The sequence below is a fragment of the Legionella gratiana genome (assembly GCF_001467695.1).
Lineage (GTDB): Bacteria > Pseudomonadota > Gammaproteobacteria > Legionellales > Legionellaceae > Legionella > Legionella gratiana.
This window is the reverse complement of sequence record NZ_LNYE01000029.1, coordinates 83,875-102,932: the sequence shown is the minus strand read 5'-3', so window position 1 is coordinate 102,932 and position 19,058 is coordinate 83,875. Positions and strand designations below refer to the sequence as shown.

Genomic DNA, 19,058 nt, shown 5'->3' with positions numbered 1-19,058 from the left:
ATTTCTTCGAAAGCAAGTTGTAATTCATTTAAACGATGGATGGATACATGCATTATTGCTGTTGATGAATTGAATAGGCCCAATTGAGTAACCTAGGTATTATCAAATCCCAAATTATATCTGAGTTTAAATATCACTACTTCGTTCAAGCAAATTCGGCGCTTTTTAAAATTTAAGACATCATGAAGACAATTAAGTACACCTATAGATAAAACTTTCCAACTTATTAAAAGAAGGGGCTTCTGTACAACACACACTTTTAGAGTGGTTTAATGTTCATAGAAGATTGCAATACTTCTTTTAATTGTTCGTTTAATTCGTTTAATAACTCTTTTGATTCACTGAGTTGTTTGTTAAGTTTATCACATTGTTCCTCGATGATTTTATATTCTTTTTCATGTATATCAAGTAATGTTTGTGCTAATGCTTGCAATCCTTCTTTATTTTCTTCTGTTGCTAATTTTAAAGATTGTTTATCATCCTGTATTTGATCAAATAACTTTAATAATTTTAATCCAATTTCTGACTTCGCTATTTTATCTTCGATTGTACTAACTTCGTGTTGAGCTCTACTTATAGCTTCATTTATTGACTGAATTTTTTTTTCAACTCCGGAATTTGATAAATTTTTGATTGCTGTGTTAAAAAAATTATTTTTAAATTCACGCGATTTCATGACTGACATCCTCATATTAAAACAACACTAAGCTAATTATAGTTAATGCTCATAATTTATTCAATATGATTGAATTTTTTATATTTAATTTCTTGTTGCACTAACCTTCAGTAGCGCACAACATTGAACAAACGTAAGCTAATAATTGGTTCACTATCTTCTTAAGAAGAGAATCGCCTTAATACATATACTCAGAACGAGTCTTCAACCAACCAGCAATACTATACCGAGGTCGATGGGTCTGACATACTTCATGGGGTAACTCACTGCTGAAGCAAATAAAACGATTTTCTTGGGGTAAAATAACTTGGATTAGTTGTTCTTCTTGATTGTAAAGCTTTAATTCACCACCTAACTCAGGCCGCCAGTCTTTATTTAAATAATACACACAAGAGATTTTTCGATTTTTTTTCATAGCAAACTGATCAATATGTTTTTTATAATAAGATCCAGGTTGATATGCAGCGAGATGAGTTTCAAATTCATGCAGCCCTAAAAAGAGCTCTTGATTGAGGAGCTGTGCTAATTGCTGGATTCGTTTTAAATAATTTTGTATTGCTGGATTTTCTTCATATTCATCCAACCAAAAAATTTCATCCGCTCGAATAGTCTTATTATTCTGGGAATCTAGATTAAGACCTATTTTTGCTCCGCGAAATAATCCTTGTGTATACATTTCATGAGCTTTTTCTTGAATTAATTGGCATTGATTAAACTCAAGAAAATCTTCGATAATATGAAATCCTTGGGTGCAAAGATTATGGATAAGTAATTCAGAATCGATCAAAGTGTACGTCCTTCAAGTAGAAATTCATATTGGCGCCATTCGGGCATAAATTTGCTCATCAATTGATAAAATCGTTTATTATGGCTGGGCTCAAGTAAATGTACTAACTCATGTACCAAGACATATTCCATGCAGATCTGTGGTTTTTTTATAAGATTAAGATTTAACCAGATACGCCCTGCTTTCGTATTGCAGGAGCCCCAACGTGTTTTCATTTTTTTTATTCCCCATTGAGACACTGTTACACCAACAATAACCTCCCAGTGCTGAATTAAATCAGGTACTACGATTTGCATTTGATATCGATACCAATTATCAAGGAGCCTTTGTTTTTGTTCGTGAGAACTGTTTGGTGGCGTATAACAGTACATCAATTCGTCATTTATTTTAATGTGTGTGGGACCATGATGCTCCTGGACAATGAGCAAATAGTGTTTTCCTTTAAAAGCTACAGTAGCTCCTGTTGCTAATTCACCCTTTTCAATAATGGAGCGACTGCGAATGCGTTCACGTTGTTGATGAATCCATGTCCCCTTAGTTTGTAGCGTTTGTCGAATTAATTGATCACTAAACTTAAGAGGCACGCTTACCTTAACCAATCCATCGGGTGGATAAATACGTAAGTGCATGTTTTTAATTTTTTTTCGTATTACTTCAATGGGGATGCCATCGATCTCAATGATCCTATTATTCATCGTATCTTAAGTTTATGCACTGCAAAATAAAAAAGAAGCTGGAAAAGGATACTTCTAGAAAAAGCAGTTGAATTCGTAGCGGGCAATCTACGGATTCAACTGCTTTTTCTAGGATAATGCATTCGCACTCCCAGAGTAAAGTTTACTGGCCTATTTTACTATCTTTGTGCAGCGATACAAGGACTGTCTATATATTCACCATTAATATCTAAGACCATATTAACATTAGCACGTTGATAGCGAGCGAGTATGTCATACTCTTGTTTTGTTATATAACCGTAAGAGTTACCACAATATACAAGCGATGTGGCTCCTGGTTTTGGTTTAACATGAACAGGCAAATCACATTCCCAACGAAAATGAGTTAAATCGCAATTTGCTGCCAAAGATAAATGAAGGGGCAAAAGAGATAAAGCAACAGTCACATACCATTTCCTTTTCATAGTGTGCACCATTTGCATGTTTATGTTTTTTAATTATAGGATATGATTGAAAAAAAGTAGTCAAGGACCATCATGCTCTCATCCAGTTCCGAATACCTGAAAGCACTTCATGAGGGAAAGTATCTTCTTTTTTTGGAATGGGTTGATTTTATTGCGAAAAAATATTCAGATAAAGAGAGTTTAGATGCTGACGATACAACAAATTCCTTAATTTTTGAATGGTTAAATAATGGCTATTCAGAAGAAGATGCCAAGAAATTAGCCCTCTTACATGCAGTATATGATTTAGAATCCAAACCGTTACAAGGAAAATTAGATTACGCATTTAAAACTATTATGGTTGCTTTATTTCTATGTATGGTTTTCCATAAGCATAATTTTTGTCCACAATCCCATTCTGCTAAAGTAACTTGTCATGAAATCAATCAATTAGTAGACCAAAGTAGTAAACAATTGCCCTCATCGATTTATCAAAGCAGTTTAACTGAAGTACAAGCCAAGTTTTTTCAATGGGTAGAAAATATGGATAAACATGAAGTCAATGCTGTTTTTCATAAAATTCATGAAATTACTCGACTTAGGTATCTTCTTGAAGATTATATTTTACACTTAGAGAGATTAAAAAAAGAACAAGACGAACTTTATACGGCCCGATTAAGTATGGCAAAACGTTTACTTACCTATATATATGAACAAATTGAATTCACACCCAAAGTAGCTGATGAAATTACTAATTATGTGAACACACTTCGTGAATTTCACCCTAGTAAATGGGAAGAAGAACGTTTAGATGCTCTTTCTCCACCTTCAACTTTAGACAACACTTGGCGTTGGGTAACGGGAATGGGAATAGGTTTTTTTAATTTGGTTTTGCATAAAAAATCCATTGGTGAATTGATTTCAGGGCAATCAGAAACGCCTCAAGTTTAATTTCAACCATTTTCTATCTTCCTATGATTTGTTGTGATTAAGTCCTTACTTTTAGTAATATAAAACGCTCGGATAAATCCCTGGTACTATTTGGCATTTAGATTTGCCTAATGACGGCGCAAATGTTTTAAAAGATAAACCCATTTCAAACTTACATTCCTCAATTATCCAAGCGACTACAGCATTTAAAAAAGTAATACTAGTGGCACACTCTACCCCTGGAATGTATGTTCAAACCATGCCCGAACTGGAAAATATTTTATATGGCCTTGTATTAATAGGTTCCGCACCAGACTCATCATGGCAAGAAGGATTTATTGAATACTGTAAAAATCATACGGATGAATCCATTCTTAAAGCTGAAGAGGAATATGCTGTAAATCCAGATGATGAGCGTTTAAGGCGGCTCTTAGTGGCTTCAGCCAAGTACTCTTTATAAATGAAAAATCATTATGTGAAGGAAAATATCTATTCGAAAAATTACCTATTAATAATACAGCCCACGTTCAATCATCCGAACTTTTTGACTCTAAAAAGTATAAAGCCACGTGGGTACCGCAGAAAATTCCAACTTTAATTATCACCGGATCTCATGATCATAGTACGCCTTTATCGCTTTTTAAAAAAAATAAGCTCTACCCGAGAAATAATATACTCATAAAGGAAATTTCTAACGTAGGACACTACCCATGGTTTGAAAATCCCAAAGAGATAATAATTTCATTTGAGTACTTTTGCCATAAATTTTCAATACAAAAATAACCAAAATACAATCAAATTGTTTACATTTTATGCTAGGCATGGTATTATATCACCTCATTTTATGATAAATACTGATGATATCTTCTCTGAGTAAGTCAGAGGACTGACACCACTTTGCTGGTGTTTAGTTTAATCGCTTTCATTAAACGGGTATATCGTGATTTTCTGGTTTTATATAAACCAAGGAAATAGACGATCCCGTACTTCCTTGGTTTTAAAAACCTTTTTTTAGTAAACCACCGGAGATTAGCATGAGAGCTAAAGATATTTTTGCAAGAAACAATGCGACTTTAACTACATTAATGGCTATTAATAGAGTTATTAGCAAGCAAGCTCAACCACCTAAATTTATTAAGCAAATGATTTTAGAGGAAGCTGGATTAGGTAAAAGCCCAGTTTACGTTGTCAGCAACAAGATAGTAGAAATGCAAAATATCAAAGGAGGCATCATACGCAGCGTTGAATACCTTTATAACGAGGACCCAACAAACGATATAATCAATGCGCTGCCTAAAGGAAGCGAAAAGGTTAAGGTGTTTGGCTCTGAAGAAGAAGCGCAACAATATGCATTGACAATTTCCAAGCGACATTCAGATTTAAGTTTTACCTATATGTCTTCTATGGATGGCGTTGAAGGTCGAGATCCCGTTTGGCATACTCCTTTAATTATTAAGGCTGAAATTCCATTGAACTTAAAAAGTAATGTTATCGATAATAACGGTAAAATTTCTGCTACGCATTTAAAGCTCGTTTCTTTAATACAGCCTAATGAATTAGAAAAAAAATTGCCAACAATTGATTTACAAGAAACCCAAAATCAAAATAGCATTAATTGCACTATTTTCTAAGGTGCCCAATAACATGCATGGGAACGTTTATTCCCATGCATATTTTTCGACTGCTGTGTCAGTGAGCATCTATGATAGTTTCAGAAGAGCTCTAATAAAAAATCATTAAGGGGTAATTTTAGTACTAATGGAAATAAATTTGACTTATTATTGTACAATTCAGTATAATAACTGTTGTTTGTTTCAGTATTAATTACGTGCAACATTATTTGTTGCTCTCCCTAATATGGAGTTTTACATGCTAGAAAAATTATTTAAAAGACTGCAAGGTATCAAGCCATTTACGAATCAATTTGATATGTTAATGGAAAGTGGGCAAGCCATTAACGATGATGGTGAAGCTGTTGGGATGTGTCAACCAATGTCAAATCACTATTTAGATTTACTACTAAAGAAACAAGATCCAACCCAAGAATTACAAGATGGTAAGCAATTTTTAAAGCAATCCATAATTGAAGAAAATCAAGAGATTGATTTTAGAGCCCAAAATCCAGGTGAAGAGGAGCATCATGCTTTTCATAAAAATAAGGTAGAGCATCGAGACGAACACCATTCTCTTAAAAGTTTAACCCCAGAGAAAGTCAGTAAAACTTTAGAAGATAAAGACCATATGTTAATGACATTTGAATTAAATCAAAAAGATAAATATCATCAAGTATATCTTGGAAAGCAAAGTGCATCAAAATGTCGCTTCTTTGATGCAAACCTTAATGGTGGGGAACGAGTAAAACCATGTGAGGAACTTATTCCAGAAGCGATGGAATATCTCAGAAAACACTACTCTCTTGATGAAGACACATCATTTAGACTTGGAATAGGTTGAGTTTGAGGTTATAAATGTTATAGGGATTTTCTTAATATAATCCCTATCAACATTTATAACACTGTAACTTTAAGCATATTTTTTTGCGATTGATGGTTCAGGAAACATATACATTCCCTGATAGGTTTTTGTATCAAACCAAAAATGCAAAAATTCATCACTACTGTTTGGAGGATATTCATCTTTACTCTTAAAATAAAAATTAAAAAGAGTTTCTACTATTTTATCTTTTAGAACAGCTAGATAGTTTTTCGAATCATTTATTGCCAAAAGATAGTCCTCAGTACTCTGATTTGCTGATTTTTCCAATGTATTTGTGACAATAGCGATTCCAGTCGATAGCATAAATAGCAAAGTTCTTAATTCCTCTTCTCTTCGATCCATTTTTTCTGAGGCCAAGCTCTCTATGATATAATCAACCAAAGCCTTGGTCGGACCAACGAACGTTACTGATAAATCCAACGTGTTTTTAACTCGTTTGGTAATCGCTTTATACACTATTGGGAAATATTTAATATAAACAAGCTTTTCAATTAATTCACTATTTTTATCAGTAAAACCCCATTGCGCGTTTTTAAATGGCCAAGCAGTTAACATTAAATCAAACAATATCTTGCTATTATTTTTAATAAATAAAGATAAATCATCAGGTTTAGTAAGCAGGGGAATACAAACGGGCACAGTATGGCTTTCAAGAAGAGAATGATCAAGTAATTTTTTTGTTTCCTCCTCCGGTAAATCAAGCATATCTTCAGCAATGTCGACTAAGTACGGAAAAAATTGTTCTTTAGGAGTTAAAGAAAGAAGTGCACAATCCTTTGTGTGCACGCCTGAACTCGGACCTTGACGGCCCATTATTGTATCCTTAGGTATCATACATTCCCCCTATTTATATAATTACCAATTTTGAGTTATTATCGGAGTTGTTTTTCCTGACAGCTCCTGATCCATTTGCTGACCCAATCGGCTCCCAAAATCAAATGTCTTTGCTTTAAATGAAAAGAAATCGGACAATCTCGCATGCATGAACGCTCCTTCATGTTCACCGGCTTCAAAAAAGCTTTTACTAATTTTGGTCTGATGTTCCGATTGTTCCTTATAAAATTGAATGCGTTCTTTATCTGAAAATGTTGATTTCCACGATGCCGTATGATCCATATCATCTTTTAAAGCCTGAAATGACTCTTTAGTCAAAGGTGTTTTTTCATGATGCAACTCAATATTTACTGGTGGAACCGTATAACTATCAAAGCCCTGCACCTTTGAACAATGCTCATGTAATGCTTTTCTCTGTGGACAGTGAAATTCCTCCGGTGGTTTCGCACCTGTAAACGCTGACGTAAGAATTGAGAACGGAAGTGTGAAAAATAATTTAGGATTCTCGAATTTATACCCCTGTTGCTTATCTTGCTTATCTTGCATACTGCACCTCATTTAAAATACAAATTAGAAATTTAAAATACACTTTTATTAAATATATAGCATAAGGAATATAATTTATCCAACCTGGTAATCTAATGTGGTGTTATACAATTAAGCGCTATCCGCTAATTGAAATTATTTTTTATTATTAGTGGTGCTACATTCATGGATGTGACGGCTGGAGCAATCAGAAATTTCGGTTTACTTAAGCTCGAGTGGTAAAGGCAGGTTCTGACTTATGAGAATGGCATTCCCGTTGATGATACGATAGCTCGTGATGAGAAAGCTGAATACTAAACAGTCTACCAATTGCTTTACACGCTGGATCGAAGCGACACATAAACAGCAGATGGAGATGTTGTTGTCATGGATGAAAAAACTTAGAAAATCATGAGATTTTTTATCGGTAACATAAATAATAATCCCCACAATGTGGGGATTATGAATAATTTTTAACCAAACTTTGAGTTAAAGAATAAAACCCCTAGCCTTCTTTTTTGCCAGTTAATTTTTCTTTAATGCGTGCAGCACGTCCAGCCAAGTTGCGTAGGTAATAAAGTTTAGCACGACGTACATCACCGCGTCTTTTTACAGTAATACTATCAACAATTGGACTGTAGGTTTGAAACACACGCTCAACACCAACACCATGAGAAATTTTACGAACAGTAAAAGCAGAATTCAAACCACGATTACGCTTAGCAATGACAACACCTTCAAAAGCTTGTAAGCGTTCACGGTTACCTTCAATTACTTTCACTTGAACCAAAACAGTATCACCTGGATTAAACTCAGGGATTTCCTTACCTTGCATTTGCTCCGCATTCAGTTGGTCAATAATATTAGTCATGGACTACTCCTCAAATTGGTTCATCGTCTAGGATTCACCGTGCTCAAACTTAAACTCAACAAGCAATTGCTTGTCTGCTTCACTTAACTGTATTTTTTCAAGTAAATCCGGCCGCTTAAGCCAAGTTTTACCTAGAGACTGTTTTCTTCGCCACAGTTCAATATCTCTGTGGTTACCGCCTAATAAAACAGGCGGAACACCTAATCCATCAACCTCTGCCGGTCGAGTGTAGTGGGGGCAATCCAGTAAACCATTCATAAATGAATCGTGTTCTGCTGAACCAAGATGCCCAAGGCTACCTGGTATTAAGCGAATAAGTGCATCGATAAATACCGTGGCTGCTAACTCACCACCACTTAAAACAAAATCTCCTAAAGACCATTCTTCATCTACATACTGTTGAAGAATACGCTCATCAATTCCTTCATATCGTCCTGCAATAAATAGCAGGGGTTGTTTCTCACTTGCCACCTGATTTAAGTCATTTTGGCGAATTACTCTGCCTTGAGGGCTTAGATAAATCGTCTTACAATGACTTGGCATTTGGCTTCGTGCCTGCACAATGGCTCCCCGCAAGGGCTCGTACATCATGACCATCCCAGGGCCACCCCCATAAGGTTTATCATCTACTTGTCTATAAGGCCTAGAGGACCAATCTCTTGGATTCCAGAAATCAATTTTTACTAACCCTTGCGCTATGGCTCTACCCGATATGCCATAATTCAAGGCATTAAGTATCTCGGGTATTAGGCTAATGACTCCAAGATGAAGCACCACTTAAAAATCCACATCCCAATTAACAGTGATTAATTGCTGGTTGAGATTAATATCTAATATAAATTGGCCAGGTAAGTAAGGGATTAAATGTCTTTTATCACCCTCTACAACCAACACATCATTAGCACCCGTAGGAATTATTTCAGTGACTTTTCCAAAAGACTCACCTTGTTGGTTTATCACATTCATGCCTATAAGTTGATGCCAGTAATATTCACCAGGCTTCAATTGTTCCAGTTGATCTTGGTGTACTGCAATTTCTATATTAGTAAGATGAGCTACTAATTCACGCTCAAGATAACCTTCTATTTGGATAATAATAGATTTGCTTTGTACTTCAGCACGCACTAATTTAATAGGTCGCCATTTATTATCAATAAAAGCATGCCAATTTGTATATTTCAGAACATTATCACGGGGTTCTGTAAAAGAATGCACCGTAATAAACCCTTTAACACCATGAGGCCGCCCAAATCGGGCAATTATTATCCAATTCTTCTGATTATCCACGTTATTTAAGCAGCTTCGCCTTTTTTATTAAATTCTTTAACTAAAGCACTAACTCGATCAGATAATTTTGCCCCTACTTTTTGCCAATGGCTCAATTTTTCTGCATCAATATGCAAACGAACTTCTTGCCCACGGGCTATAGGATTAAAATAACCAATACGCTCAATATAACTGCCATCGCGACGTTTGCGACTGTCAGTAACGACCATATGATAAAAAGGACGCTTTTTAGCGCCACCTCTAGATAAACGTATAACGACCATTATTTTCCTCTATTTTAGAGTGGTTACACATACTTAGTAATCGCACTAAGCATAAAAATGCCGTGTATTGTACGAAAATTAATTCACCATGTGAAGTAATTCTTACGAATTATTTAAAATCGTCTGGTAATATTCCTTTTAATCCAGGTATACCACCAATTCCACGCATCATTTTCTGCATTCCACCAGGTTTAGTAAATTTTTTCATCATTTTTTGCATTTGTTCAAATTGCTTTAATAACTTATTGACATCCTGTATCTGTGTTCCTGAACCCAGAGCAATACGTTTTTTGCGAGAACCTACAATAAGTTTAGGAATACGGCGCTCCTTTGGGGTCATTGAATTAATAATGGCAATAGTTTGTGCCATAGCTTTTTCGCTGACCTGTTTCATTGCTTGCTGAGGCATCATTTGGCTCACACCAGGTAACTTACTCATCATTCCAGCAATACCACCCATATTATTCATTTGCAGCAGTTGTTGCTTGAAGTCTTCCAAATCAAAGCTCTTCCCCTTTTTTAACTTTTTAGCAAGTTTTTCACTAGCTTGCTTGTCTGCTTTGCGTTCAACCTCTTCAATTAAGGTAAGAATATCACCCATACCAAGAATTCTTGAAGCAACGCGTTCAGGATGAAAGGGTTCTAGTGCATCTACTTTTTCGCCACTGCCAATAAATTTAATAGGTTGTCCGGTGATTTGTTTTACAGAAAGAGCTGCACCACCTCGTGCATCGCCATCTGTTTTAGTCAAAATAACCCCTGTTAATGGAAGTGCCTCATGAAATGCTTTTGCTGTATTTGCAGCGTCTTGTCCTGTCATGCTGTCTACAACAAATAAAGTTTCAATTGGGTTCACCGCTTGGTGTAATTCTTTAATTTCAGCCATCATCTCGGCATCAATGTGCAAACGACCTGCGGTATCAATGAGCAATACATCCATATATTGCTTTTTCGCAGCTTCCAAAGCTTTACGAGCAATAATTAACGGTGGTTCATTAGCTTCTGCTGGGAAAAAAGTAACATCTATTTGTTCAGCCAATACTTTAAGCTGTTGGATTGCAGCGGGTCGATAAATATCAACACTAACTACCATTACTTTTTTATTTTCAGATTCTTTTAAGTAGCGCGCTAGTTTTGCAGTGCTGGTTGTCTTACCTGAGCCCTGTAATCCTGCCATTAAAAATATAGCTGGAGGTTGGGTTTTGAAGTTGAGCTCAACACGCTCATCACCCATGACATGGACTAATTCGTCATGTACAATCTTCACAAAAGCTTGATCAGGATTTAAATGAGTTAAAACTTCTTGTCCTAAAGCATTTTGTTTTACTTGGTCTATAAATTCTTTAATAACAGGTAAGGCAACATCTGCTTCAAGCAGGGATAGTCTGACTTCACGCAGCGCGTGTTGTACATTTTCTTCAGTTAATCGACCCAATCCTCGCAAATTTTTAAAGGTGCGGGTTAAACGTTCCGTTAAGGTTTCAAACATAATGTATGCCCAAAAAAATAGTCACTATAGCATAGAGAGGCTGTAGTATGAAACTGGCAAATACTGTTTTTATACAGCCCTATTGATTAACACAACGTTAAGAAAAAATGCAGAGATTTTCTGATTAAATCATGCTATTTTACATGACAACCGATAAGTAGGTTTCATGGTAAATAAAATTCAGGAACATTTTGTTTATTTATTGCCCTATTATTAAGCGTTTCTTAAGCTTACTTTTTATATAATATAAGCTTCTGCACGCCCAAAAAACTGCACTGAAGGACTGCGATGATTGAGAAAAAACATTCACTAACAATTTTCAGTTTGACTATGATTACAGTTGGATCTGTGGATAGCATACGTAATTTACCAGCAACAGCCTTATTCGGTAGTCAATTAATCTTTTATTTTTTCCTAGGCGCTTTATTTTTTTTAATTCCTACTGCTTTAGTCTCAGCTGAATTAGCCTCGGGGTGGGCAAAACAAGGAGGGATTTATATTTGGGTGAAACAAGCATTTGGCAAAAGAATTGGCTTTTTAGCCATTTGGTTGCAATGGATAGAAAATGTCATTTGGTACCCAACCATTTTATCTTTTGTTGCAGGAACAATTGGCTATTTAATTAATCCAACATTAACGAGCAATCCTTATTTTCTATGGGCCGTTATCGTTAGTTCATTTTGGGGGGCTACTGCATTAAATCTACGAGGTATGAAGTCTTCTGCTGCATTTAGTAACTTATGCTCTCTTGCAGGTTTATTGTTACCTATGTCGTTAATTATTGGTCTTGGAGTAGTTTGGGTAACCCAGGGTAATCCTTTGCAGATTCAATTTGATATTCCAAGCATTGTTCCTCACTTAGAGGATAAATCCATGTGGGTATCTCTTACAGCAATTATTATGTCATTCTGTGGTATCGAAATCGCCACTGTTCATGCAAATGACGTAAAGAATCCACAACATGCTTTTCCCAAGGTATTAATTTATTCAGTAGGTATTATCTTAAGTACCTTAATTCTTGGCTCTTTAGCTATCGCGATTGTTCTACCTGGAAAAGACATCAACCTAGTAGCAGGAATTATGCAGGCGTTTGAAGCATTTTTTTCAAGCTACCATATGTATTGGATGATGCCTGTAGTGGCAGTTATGTTGGTTTTGGGCGGCCTAGGTGGTGTAAGCAACTGGATTATTGCTCCTACAAAAGGATTATTGGTAGCAGCAGAAGATGGAAACTTACCGGATTATTTCCAACGCACTAATGCCAAAGGTGCTCCTGTCATTATGTTATATACCCAGGCCACCATTGTTACTGTGTTGTCAGGGTTATTTTTGTTTATGCCTAGCGTGAATGGCTCTTATTGGTTATTAACAGCATTGGCTGCTCAATTGTATATGTTAATGTATTTTATTATGTTTCTTGCTGCAATTAAATTACGTTTATCGCAACCGGAGCATCATCGACCTTTTAAAATACCAGGTGGTTTAGTTGGAATGTTGTTTGTTGCAGGCGTAGGAATTGTTGGTGTATGCACTACCTTGGGAGTAAGTTTTATTCCGCCAGAAGGTATTAATGTAGGTAGTTTGGTCCGTTATGAATTGACGTTAATTGGTGGTTTAATTTTAATGTGCTTGCCGCCATTTATAAGTTCATGGATACAAGGAAAATCAGCAGCAATGGAGCCCGCTTTGGATTAAACAGGTCTTTTTTCTAAAATCGCTTACTAAGAAAAATTAAAAATATTCTAATGACATGTTAATTGAACCCGATGAGTTGTTCCATAAATTAATTGCTCGATTACCTGAGTTAGAATGGAAACTCAATGGTTTAGGCATGTCTTTTTTAAGTCATAGCCTACCCAAAGGATTATTTCGTATAACTTCAGAATCAACTGCAGCACTGTGCATTGCTGAAATTAAAGCAGACATTCATGCATTATCCAAACAAACTAACAAACGTAGTGCTTTTTACTTAGCGGAGCGTATCCGCCAAAAGATTAATGTATTAGTAGTCTTGTGCCAAATACATCATCGGAAAAATAAACCAGAAGGAAAAAGTTATTTTGGCATCAAAATGTTAAGTACAAGACAACAATGGATAAACGATCTAGAAATAGAAATTGACGCTTTATCGACACAACGGCAAGCAATGATAAAGAGTTTGGCGCACCTACAATGCCGGCAAGACTCCGATGCACTTTTGAATTTGAAGGCCGAATTAGGTGAAGTCGAACGAAGTTTAACTTTAGCAAAAGAAACATTAAATCGAGCTGTATCATCCTAGAAAAAACAAAACTCAATCATCCAAGATCTTTTTCTGAATTAAGTAATGAGGTAAATTAGGAACGCCTATTTGGCGTTAAAGTAATTACTCGTACCTATACTAAATTGTTTTATGGATAATCCATAATAAGAAATTACAAAAGGAGCTCGTTCAAATGTCAGATAAATTTACTCATATCACTAAAGATATCAGCACACAATTAGCTAAAATGCGCAAAGAAATGCCTGAAGTCATGTCTGGATTTTCAGCTCTAGCTCAAGCGGCGACTAAGGATGGTGTTTTAGATAAAAAAACTAAAGAACTAATCGCCATGGCGTTAGCAGTTGCCAAACAATGTCCAGGATGCATTGGATTCCATTCTCAAACGTTAATAAAACTAGAAACTACTCGTGAAGAACTTCTTGAAACTTTGGGGATGGCTGTTTATATGGGAGGTGGCCCCTCTTTAATGTACGCAGCAGAAGCTTTAGAAGCATTTGATGAGTTTAGTAAATAAACTAGAATCTTTATAAAGCAAAGGAGTAGCTAAGATTTCACCTCATCTTAGCTGCTCCTCTTTTTTGGTGTCTATTATGGAGTCCAACTATTCCACAGAGGTAAGAGCATGCCTGAACCGAAACATCCACTCTTAGAACTTAAGGTCCAGCTTTTGATTATCCTCTAATTGTTGAAATTCTTTTAATGAAGAAAGGGTTAATTGTTTCACTTTAAAAAGCCAAGAATAATTTTTCTCATCGTTGTTAATCTCCTTAATTATTTTACTAAATTTTTTTTCACTTATACCGCCCATTAAGTAGCATAAACAAGTTTTTACTATCTGCAACTCCAGCTTGTCATCCCCTTTAGGTTTGTTTTTAAGTTGATCGAATCGCTTGCTTAGCGAGTCAAATAGCAAAGAAACGTTTTGGATATTATTGATTGCCCCCGATGTTTCATTCATTACTTTTTTTTGCTTGTCACATAAAAAATCAATATAAATGGTAGTATATTTGCTGTTTGGGTTGTCTTGAAGCTCCCAAGCCAAATCTTTTTGTTTATATACTGCTCCTGAATCAACAATAAATTTAAAAACTTGCTTTTCGATAGAGTAATAAGCTAGAGTAGGTAAAATTTTTCTATTATTTCTAATGAGCTCCTTCCATTGTTCGTTTTTCTTTAAAAATTCAATAATTTCAATAGGAGAGGCTGCATGTTTTGAAGTTAAAAAATCAATAAAAGCATCTTCATCCTCCAAGTGAGAAGCATTTTCGTTATCAATCAACAAATTAATGGATGCTAATGCCCCCTTTTTTAAGGCAAAATCAAAAATAGAACTACCATTTGAAAGCTCAGTGGATTTATCGATGTAATGCTTTTCTAAAAGTAACTTTAAATTATCTGGATTTGGGCAACTAATGGCATATAAGATAAGACCATCTATCATTTCCTTGTATTCTTCAGAAGAATTAAATATTGACTCCAGGTTTAAAAATGAAAAATATTGAAAATCCTTAAATTCTTTATTTTCAATATCACGATTTATTAATAAACTAAAAAATTGTGTTTTCAAACTCGGATTATTTATTTTTGATGCCAAATCAATCGCCTGCCCTTCACCAAAAATTAAATTTATTAATGTGAGTTGATGATTTAAAAATAATTCTTCATTATTGAATAGTACAGTTAACAACTCTTCGAAATTAATTTCATTATTCATTGCTTGGCTAATGGATTGAATTATTTGTTTTGACTTTTCATACCCATATTCAGAATGTATGGATTTTATAGCAAAAATAAGAGGAGACTCGTTAGAATTGTTTTTAATATTTAAATCAACCTTAGCCTTATTGATAAGGAATGATACCAGTTCAGTATTTCTTGTATAAATAGCTAAATGCAAAAGTGTTTGACCATTATTATCTTGTTTGGATAGTACCGATGGATCAAAATCCATTAACATCTTAAGCATGTAATTATTATTAACAGCCAAATTAAGCACTGATAGGCCTTGATTATTAATGGGACTGATGTTTATATTTTTTTCTAATAAAAGCTTAGCTATATCAACAGAATTATTTTTTAAAGCTATATGCAAAAGAGTATCATTGTTTTTATCTCTTCTATTAATATCAATAAAGTTATTATCAAGGAAATACTCTAGAAGCTCTTTGTTTTTATATTTGATGCATATGCTCAATATATCATCCAAATATTTTTTGTTCTGTTCATTTAATTCCAGTGTTTTTTGCATACTACTTGCAATGCCCAATAAATATTCATTTCCAGTATGATTTAAATAGAGGGTCGAATATTTTATACAATCAGGTAATTTATCAAAATCAGTAACATCATTAATTTGAGCTGATGGGCCATCTGTGAAAATTCTTCTTGAGTTAAATGAGAATTTATTTTGTTTTTGTAACAATAACAAAAAATTATCTTGTCCTTTTTTAATCTCATCAATTAATTCTTTTGTTGCATAGCCATCAAATCTATTTGGATCATTTAGAATGACGGGATTTAAATTTTGAGATAATAAGAGTGTATTAAGAAGGAGCACACAAATTGTTCGGCAGTTTGCATCACCAAAAGGATGCAACCATTCTAATTCCTGTATACAACGAGTAATAGCTTCAATTTTATCATCATCATTTTGGGATAATTGTATTGCTTTTTCATATTCACCAAAAATAATAGTTACTTGTTTTTCTATCTCTGTATCTATGGTGTCTTGATTTTTTAAATTCCAACCAAATCCTCGATGGTCAACGGAATTTTGATTAATATTAAAATACGCATTTGATCGAGGATGATTTTTAATATCAGACATGCCGTTATTTGTAGAATTGTCATCCCCAAGACCATAACGTGCTTCACCATCTCGAAATTGTCCTGGTAATGAACCCTTATTCAGTTTCTGGACATGCTTTGTACATACAAGATGAAGATTTTTTAAAAATTGGCTGTTTGGAACAAAACTTGGTCCTGTATATTCAGATAATGTTTTAATCACAAAATCAAAACCATTTAATACTCCTGTCAATGATCCAGGCTCTCTTAATTCCCATTGATCTACGCATCCTTCACTTTGCTTTATACCATCGATAGCTAAACGATACGACTCATAGGGCATTTTTTGAATAAGATTACGGATCAGTTGAATGCCTTGAAATTCATTTTCTATTTTAGTTTTCATTTATACCCCTTCAGAGTATTTCTATCCAAAAAACAAAAATTAATCGTCAGTTTATGATAATTATAGTTGCTGGGCTAAAAGATTTTTTACCCCTGAGTGCATCCTGGGGATTTAAGAGATACATGGTGAATAGTGACTAAATTAACGTGAGTTCGACATAAAAGGGCATAGAAACGCTTTTTATGTCGAACTCACGTTCAATTACATTTATTAAGACATGCTGCAAGATGAAGTATAATAAATCTCTGTTCTCTGATGAGTACTAACCAATTACCTCAAATCAGAGCAGCCAAACGACATGCTTGATCAATAGCATGGCGTGCATCCAACTCTAAGGCTTTATATGCCCCACCTACCAAATGGACAATCTTTTTGGCCTCTTTTAAAGGAGTGAATAGTTCGGTCAATTCGACTTGACCCGCACAAATCACCACAGTATCGACCTCTATAATTTGCGGTTTTTCATCAACGCGAAGATGCAACCCTTGATCATCAATAGCATCATAACTCACTCCAGAAATCATTTTAACGTGTTTGTGTTTTAAGCTTGCCCGATGAATCCAACCTGTCGTTTTTCCCAAACGTTTACCCATTTTTTCTTTTTTGCGCTGTATTAAATAAACCTCACGTGGACTTGGTGTACTCTCAGGAGGCTTAATCCCACCCCGATATTTACCATAAACATCAATACCCCATTCATTATAAAACTGCTCTTTAGAAGCTTGATGTTCATGAGTTAAAAACTCAGCAACATCAAAACCAATTCCACCCGCACCAATAATTGCAACTCGTTTACCTACATCCTTTTTTCCAGTAATCACATCAATATAACTGGCAACTTTGGGGTGCTCGATGCCTGGAATTTCTGGAATTCGAGGCTTAATTCCACTCGCTAAAACGACTTCATCAAAATCCAGCAAATGATTCACTGTTGCTTCTGTATTTAAATGAATTGTTACCTTAAATTTCTGTAATTGATAGGTAAAATAATTCAACGTGTATTGAAAAATTTCTTTACCTGGGATTTTCTTTGCTAAATTAAATTGTCCCCCGAGTTGTCCGCTTCGTTCAAATAAAGTGACTTTATGTCCGCGTTCAGCAGCAACTGCAGCAAAGGCTAACCCCGCGGGTCCAGAACCCACTACAGCAATTGATTTGGGTTCTGCAGTCACCTCATAAATCAACTCCGTTTCATTACATGCTCGAGGATTCACCAAACAAGAAGCGGTTTTGTGCACGAAAACTTGATCAAGGCAAGCCTGATTGCATGCAATGCACACATTGATCGCTTCACTTTCACCTTTTTTTGCTTTTTCAGGAAATAAAGGGTCTGCTAAAAAGGGTCTAGCCATAGAGACCATATCAGCAACACCGGACTCGATTATTTGATTGGCTAGTTCAGGGGTATTAATACGATTTGAAGTAATTACAGGTATGTTCACTTCTGGCTTTAAATGGTGCGTTAAATGAGTAAACGCCGCATCAGGAACCATAGTTGCAATAGTTGGAATTCGCGCCTCATGCCAACCAATACCTGTATTAATTAAAGTAGCACCGGCTTCTTCAATGGCTTTAGCCAGGATCACGATTTCTTCCCAATTACTACCATCTGCAATTAAATCAAGCATAGATAAACGAAAAATAATAATAAATTTCTCGCCCACTGCTTCACGTACACTTCGCACTATCTCAACAGGAAAACGAATACGGTTACTATAATTACCACCCCATTCATCTTGACGTTGATTGGTATGAGTAACAATGAACTGATTGATTAAATAACCCTCACTTCCCATAATTTCAATCCCATCATAACCGGCTAATTGGGCAAGCCGAGCACAACGGGCAAAATGCTTGATGGTTTTTTTAATTCGATATTGACTCATTACCCAGGGTTTAAATGGACTAATTGGTGATTTGATTCCGCTAGGAGCTACAATAAAAGGGTGATAACCATAACGTCCAGCATGCAAGGCTTGCAGAACAATTTTGCCCCCTGCTTCATGTACCGTATGGGTGATTAACTCATGTCTCTGTTGCTCTTTGCTGTTCGTCAATTTAGCAGAAAAAGGAGCCAAACGACCCGCTCGATCTGGCGCAAAACCACCAGTAGCAATTAATCCTACACCCCCTAGAGCTCTTTCTCTGTAAAATTGGGCCAAACGATTTAAACTGTCCTTATCTTCTTCAAGGCCAGTATGCATCGATCCCATTAATAATCGATTTTTTAATTGAGTAAAACCTAAATCCAAAGACTGAAATAAGGCTTTAAACGGAGTATTATCAATTCTCAATTCCATGAGCATTTCGCCAAAAACTTCAAAACA

The 19,058-nt window shown here is 35.3% G+C and carries 20 protein-coding genes; 7 read left to right on the top strand and 13 right to left on the bottom strand.

The genetic code is table 11. The features are described 5' to 3' along the window. Positions 1 to 259 precede the first annotated feature (259 nt). The 4 genes from Lgra_RS18355 to Lgra_RS13410 form a co-directional block, all read right to left on the bottom strand. Positions 260 to 676 carry a hypothetical protein gene (locus Lgra_RS18355; RefSeq protein ID WP_238584454.1) on the bottom strand — a complete coding sequence of 139 codons (417 nt, stop codon included), beginning with the start codon at positions 674 to 676 and terminating at the stop codon, positions 260 to 262. A gap of 178 nt (positions 677 to 854) precedes the next feature. Continuing rightward, positions 855 to 1,463: a 2OG-Fe(II) oxygenase gene (locus tag Lgra_RS13420; RefSeq protein WP_058499779.1), complete on the bottom strand. Its 609-nt coding sequence runs from the start codon at positions 1,461 to 1,463 to the stop codon at positions 855 to 857. After that, the gene (locus Lgra_RS13415) at positions 1,460 to 2,158 is read right to left on the bottom strand and encodes a M48 family metallopeptidase (protein WP_058499778.1); all 699 of its coding nucleotides are present in this window, start codon (positions 2,156 to 2,158) and stop codon (positions 1,460 to 1,462) included. The genes Lgra_RS13420 and Lgra_RS13415 overlap by 4 nt, the downstream gene beginning before the upstream one ends. 158 nt (positions 2,159 to 2,316) lie before the next feature. Continuing rightward, positions 2,317 to 2,601 carry a hypothetical protein gene (locus Lgra_RS13410; RefSeq protein ID WP_058499777.1) on the bottom strand — a complete coding sequence of 95 codons (285 nt, stop codon included), beginning with the start codon at positions 2,599 to 2,601 and terminating at the stop codon, positions 2,317 to 2,319. Positions 2,602 to 2,673: 72 nt separating this feature from the next. On the opposite strand from Lgra_RS13410, the gene Lgra_RS13405 reads away from it, so the two are divergent. The 4 genes from Lgra_RS13405 to Lgra_RS13390 all read left to right on the top strand — a co-directional run bounded on the left by Lgra_RS13405 (position 2,674) and on the right by Lgra_RS13390 (position 5,964). Beyond that, the gene (locus Lgra_RS13405; RefSeq protein ID WP_058499776.1) at positions 2,674 to 3,531 is read left to right on the top strand and encodes a helical bundle domain-containing protein; all 858 of its coding nucleotides are present in this window, start codon (positions 2,674 to 2,676) and stop codon (positions 3,529 to 3,531) included. A 103-nt stretch (positions 3,532 to 3,634) separates the two neighbouring features. After that, positions 3,635 to 3,970, top strand: a complete 336-nt coding sequence (locus Lgra_RS13400) for a hypothetical protein (RefSeq protein WP_058499775.1) — start codon at positions 3,635 to 3,637, stop codon at positions 3,968 to 3,970. A gap of 574 nt (positions 3,971 to 4,544) precedes the next feature. Further along, complete coding sequence (locus tag Lgra_RS13395; protein WP_058499774.1) at positions 4,545 to 5,141, top strand: hypothetical protein; 597 nt, start codon at positions 4,545 to 4,547, stop codon at positions 5,139 to 5,141. 238 nt (positions 5,142 to 5,379) lie between these two features. Next, positions 5,380 to 5,964, top strand: a complete 585-nt coding sequence (locus tag Lgra_RS13390; RefSeq protein WP_058499773.1) for a hypothetical protein — start codon at positions 5,380 to 5,382, stop codon at positions 5,962 to 5,964. Between the two features lie 69 nt (positions 5,965 to 6,033). Here Lgra_RS13390 and Lgra_RS13385 read toward each other — a convergent pair whose 3' ends face one another. The 7 genes from Lgra_RS13385 to ffh form a co-directional block, all read right to left on the bottom strand. Continuing rightward, positions 6,034 to 6,819, bottom strand: a complete 786-nt coding sequence (locus Lgra_RS13385) for a hypothetical protein (RefSeq protein WP_238584453.1) — start codon at positions 6,817 to 6,819, stop codon at positions 6,034 to 6,036. Between the two features lie 42 nt (positions 6,820 to 6,861). Next, a complete protein-coding gene (locus tag Lgra_RS13380; RefSeq protein ID WP_058499771.1) occupies positions 6,862 to 7,386 on the bottom strand; it encodes a hypothetical protein in 525 nt (174 codons plus the stop codon). A gap of 484 nt (positions 7,387 to 7,870) precedes the next feature. Beyond that, complete coding sequence (rplS, locus tag Lgra_RS13375) at positions 7,871 to 8,236, bottom strand: 50S ribosomal protein L19 (RefSeq protein WP_058499770.1); 366 nt, start codon at positions 8,234 to 8,236, stop codon at positions 7,871 to 7,873. A gap of 27 nt (positions 8,237 to 8,263) precedes the next feature. Beyond that, positions 8,264 to 9,013, bottom strand: a complete 750-nt coding sequence (gene trmD / locus Lgra_RS13370; RefSeq protein WP_058499769.1) for a tRNA (guanosine(37)-N1)-methyltransferase TrmD — start codon at positions 9,011 to 9,013, stop codon at positions 8,264 to 8,266. After that, positions 9,014 to 9,523, bottom strand: a complete 510-nt coding sequence (gene rimM / locus Lgra_RS13365; RefSeq protein WP_058499768.1) for a ribosome maturation factor RimM — start codon at positions 9,521 to 9,523, stop codon at positions 9,014 to 9,016. 5 nt (positions 9,524 to 9,528) lie between these two features. Continuing rightward, entirely contained in the window at positions 9,529 to 9,786 is a 258-nt protein-coding gene (gene rpsP, locus Lgra_RS13360) for a 30S ribosomal protein S16 (protein WP_003635023.1), read from the bottom strand. A gap of 109 nt (positions 9,787 to 9,895) precedes the next feature. Next, entirely contained in the window at positions 9,896 to 11,275 is a 1,380-nt protein-coding gene (ffh, locus tag Lgra_RS13355; RefSeq protein WP_058499767.1) for a signal recognition particle protein, read from the bottom strand. Positions 11,276 to 11,563: 288 nt separating this feature from the next. Between ffh and Lgra_RS13350 the strand changes: the two genes are divergently transcribed. From Lgra_RS13350 to Lgra_RS13340, 3 genes are all read left to right on the top strand, one after another. Continuing rightward, positions 11,564 to 12,970 carry an APC family permease gene (locus tag Lgra_RS13350; RefSeq protein WP_058499766.1) on the top strand — a complete coding sequence of 469 codons (1,407 nt, stop codon included), beginning with the start codon at positions 11,564 to 11,566 and terminating at the stop codon, positions 12,968 to 12,970. Between the two features lie 55 nt (positions 12,971 to 13,025). Further along, positions 13,026 to 13,556, top strand: coding sequence for a hypothetical protein (locus Lgra_RS13345; protein WP_058499765.1), 531 nt, complete (start codon positions 13,026 to 13,028; stop codon positions 13,554 to 13,556). A gap of 154 nt (positions 13,557 to 13,710) precedes the next feature. Next, entirely contained in the window at positions 13,711 to 14,052 is a 342-nt protein-coding gene (locus tag Lgra_RS13340) for a carboxymuconolactone decarboxylase family protein (RefSeq protein ID WP_058499764.1), read from the top strand. 132 nt (positions 14,053 to 14,184) lie between these two features. Here Lgra_RS13340 and Lgra_RS13335 read toward each other — a convergent pair whose 3' ends face one another. Together Lgra_RS13335 and Lgra_RS13330 are read right to left on the bottom strand one after the other, a co-directional pair. Continuing rightward, complete coding sequence (locus tag Lgra_RS13335) at positions 14,185 to 16,731, bottom strand: ankyrin repeat domain-containing protein (protein ID WP_058499763.1); 2,547 nt, start codon at positions 16,729 to 16,731, stop codon at positions 14,185 to 14,187. A gap of 275 nt (positions 16,732 to 17,006) precedes the next feature. After that, on the bottom strand, positions 17,007 to 19,031 hold the full coding sequence (locus Lgra_RS13330; RefSeq protein ID WP_058499762.1) for an NADPH-dependent 2,4-dienoyl-CoA reductase: 2,025 nt from the start codon (positions 19,029 to 19,031) through the stop codon (positions 17,007 to 17,009). Positions 19,032 to 19,058 lie beyond the last annotated feature (27 nt).

Excerpts from the sequence above, each read along its gene's own strand:
- Lgra_RS18355 (WP_238584454.1), bottom strand. The coding sequence starts at position 676 with ATGAAATCGCGTGAATTTAAAAATAATTTTTTTAACACAGCAATCAAA.
- Lgra_RS13415 (WP_058499778.1), bottom strand. The coding sequence starts at position 2,158 with ATGAATAATAGGATCATTGAGATCGATGGCATCCCCATTGAAGTAATA.
- Lgra_RS13410 (WP_058499777.1), bottom strand. The coding sequence starts at position 2,601 with ATGAAAAGGAAATGGTATGTGACTGTTGCTTTATCTCTTTTGCCCCTT.
- Lgra_RS13405 (WP_058499776.1), top strand. The coding sequence starts at position 2,674 with ATGCTCTCATCCAGTTCCGAATACCTGAAAGCACTTCATGAGGGAAAG.
- Lgra_RS13395 (WP_058499774.1), top strand. The coding sequence starts at position 4,545 with ATGAGAGCTAAAGATATTTTTGCAAGAAACAATGCGACTTTAACTACA.
- Lgra_RS13390 (WP_058499773.1), top strand. The coding sequence starts at position 5,380 with ATGCTAGAAAAATTATTTAAAAGACTGCAAGGTATCAAGCCATTTACG.
- Lgra_RS13385 (WP_238584453.1), bottom strand. The coding sequence starts at position 6,819 with ATGGGCCGTCAAGGTCCGAGTTCAGGCGTGCACACAAAGGATTGTGCA.
- Lgra_RS13380 (WP_058499771.1), bottom strand. The coding sequence starts at position 7,386 with ATGCAAGATAAGCAAGATAAGCAACAGGGGTATAAATTCGAGAATCCT.
- rplS (WP_058499770.1), bottom strand. The coding sequence starts at position 8,236 with ATGACTAATATTATTGACCAACTGAATGCGGAGCAAATGCAAGGTAAG.
- rpsP (WP_003635023.1), bottom strand. The coding sequence starts at position 9,786 with ATGGTCGTTATACGTTTATCTAGAGGTGGCGCTAAAAAGCGTCCTTTT.
- ffh (WP_058499767.1), bottom strand. The coding sequence starts at position 11,275 with ATGTTTGAAACCTTAACGGAACGTTTAACCCGCACCTTTAAAAATTTG.
- Lgra_RS13350 (WP_058499766.1), top strand. The coding sequence starts at position 11,564 with ATGATTGAGAAAAAACATTCACTAACAATTTTCAGTTTGACTATGATT.
- Lgra_RS13345 (WP_058499765.1), top strand. The coding sequence starts at position 13,026 with ATGTTAATTGAACCCGATGAGTTGTTCCATAAATTAATTGCTCGATTA.
- Lgra_RS13340 (WP_058499764.1), top strand. The coding sequence starts at position 13,711 with ATGTCAGATAAATTTACTCATATCACTAAAGATATCAGCACACAATTA.
- Lgra_RS13335 (WP_058499763.1), bottom strand. The coding sequence starts at position 16,731 with ATGAAAACTAAAATAGAAAATGAATTTCAAGGCATTCAACTGATCCGT.
- Lgra_RS13330 (WP_058499762.1), bottom strand. The coding sequence starts at position 19,031 with ATGGAATTGAGAATTGATAATACTCCGTTTAAAGCCTTATTTCAGTCT.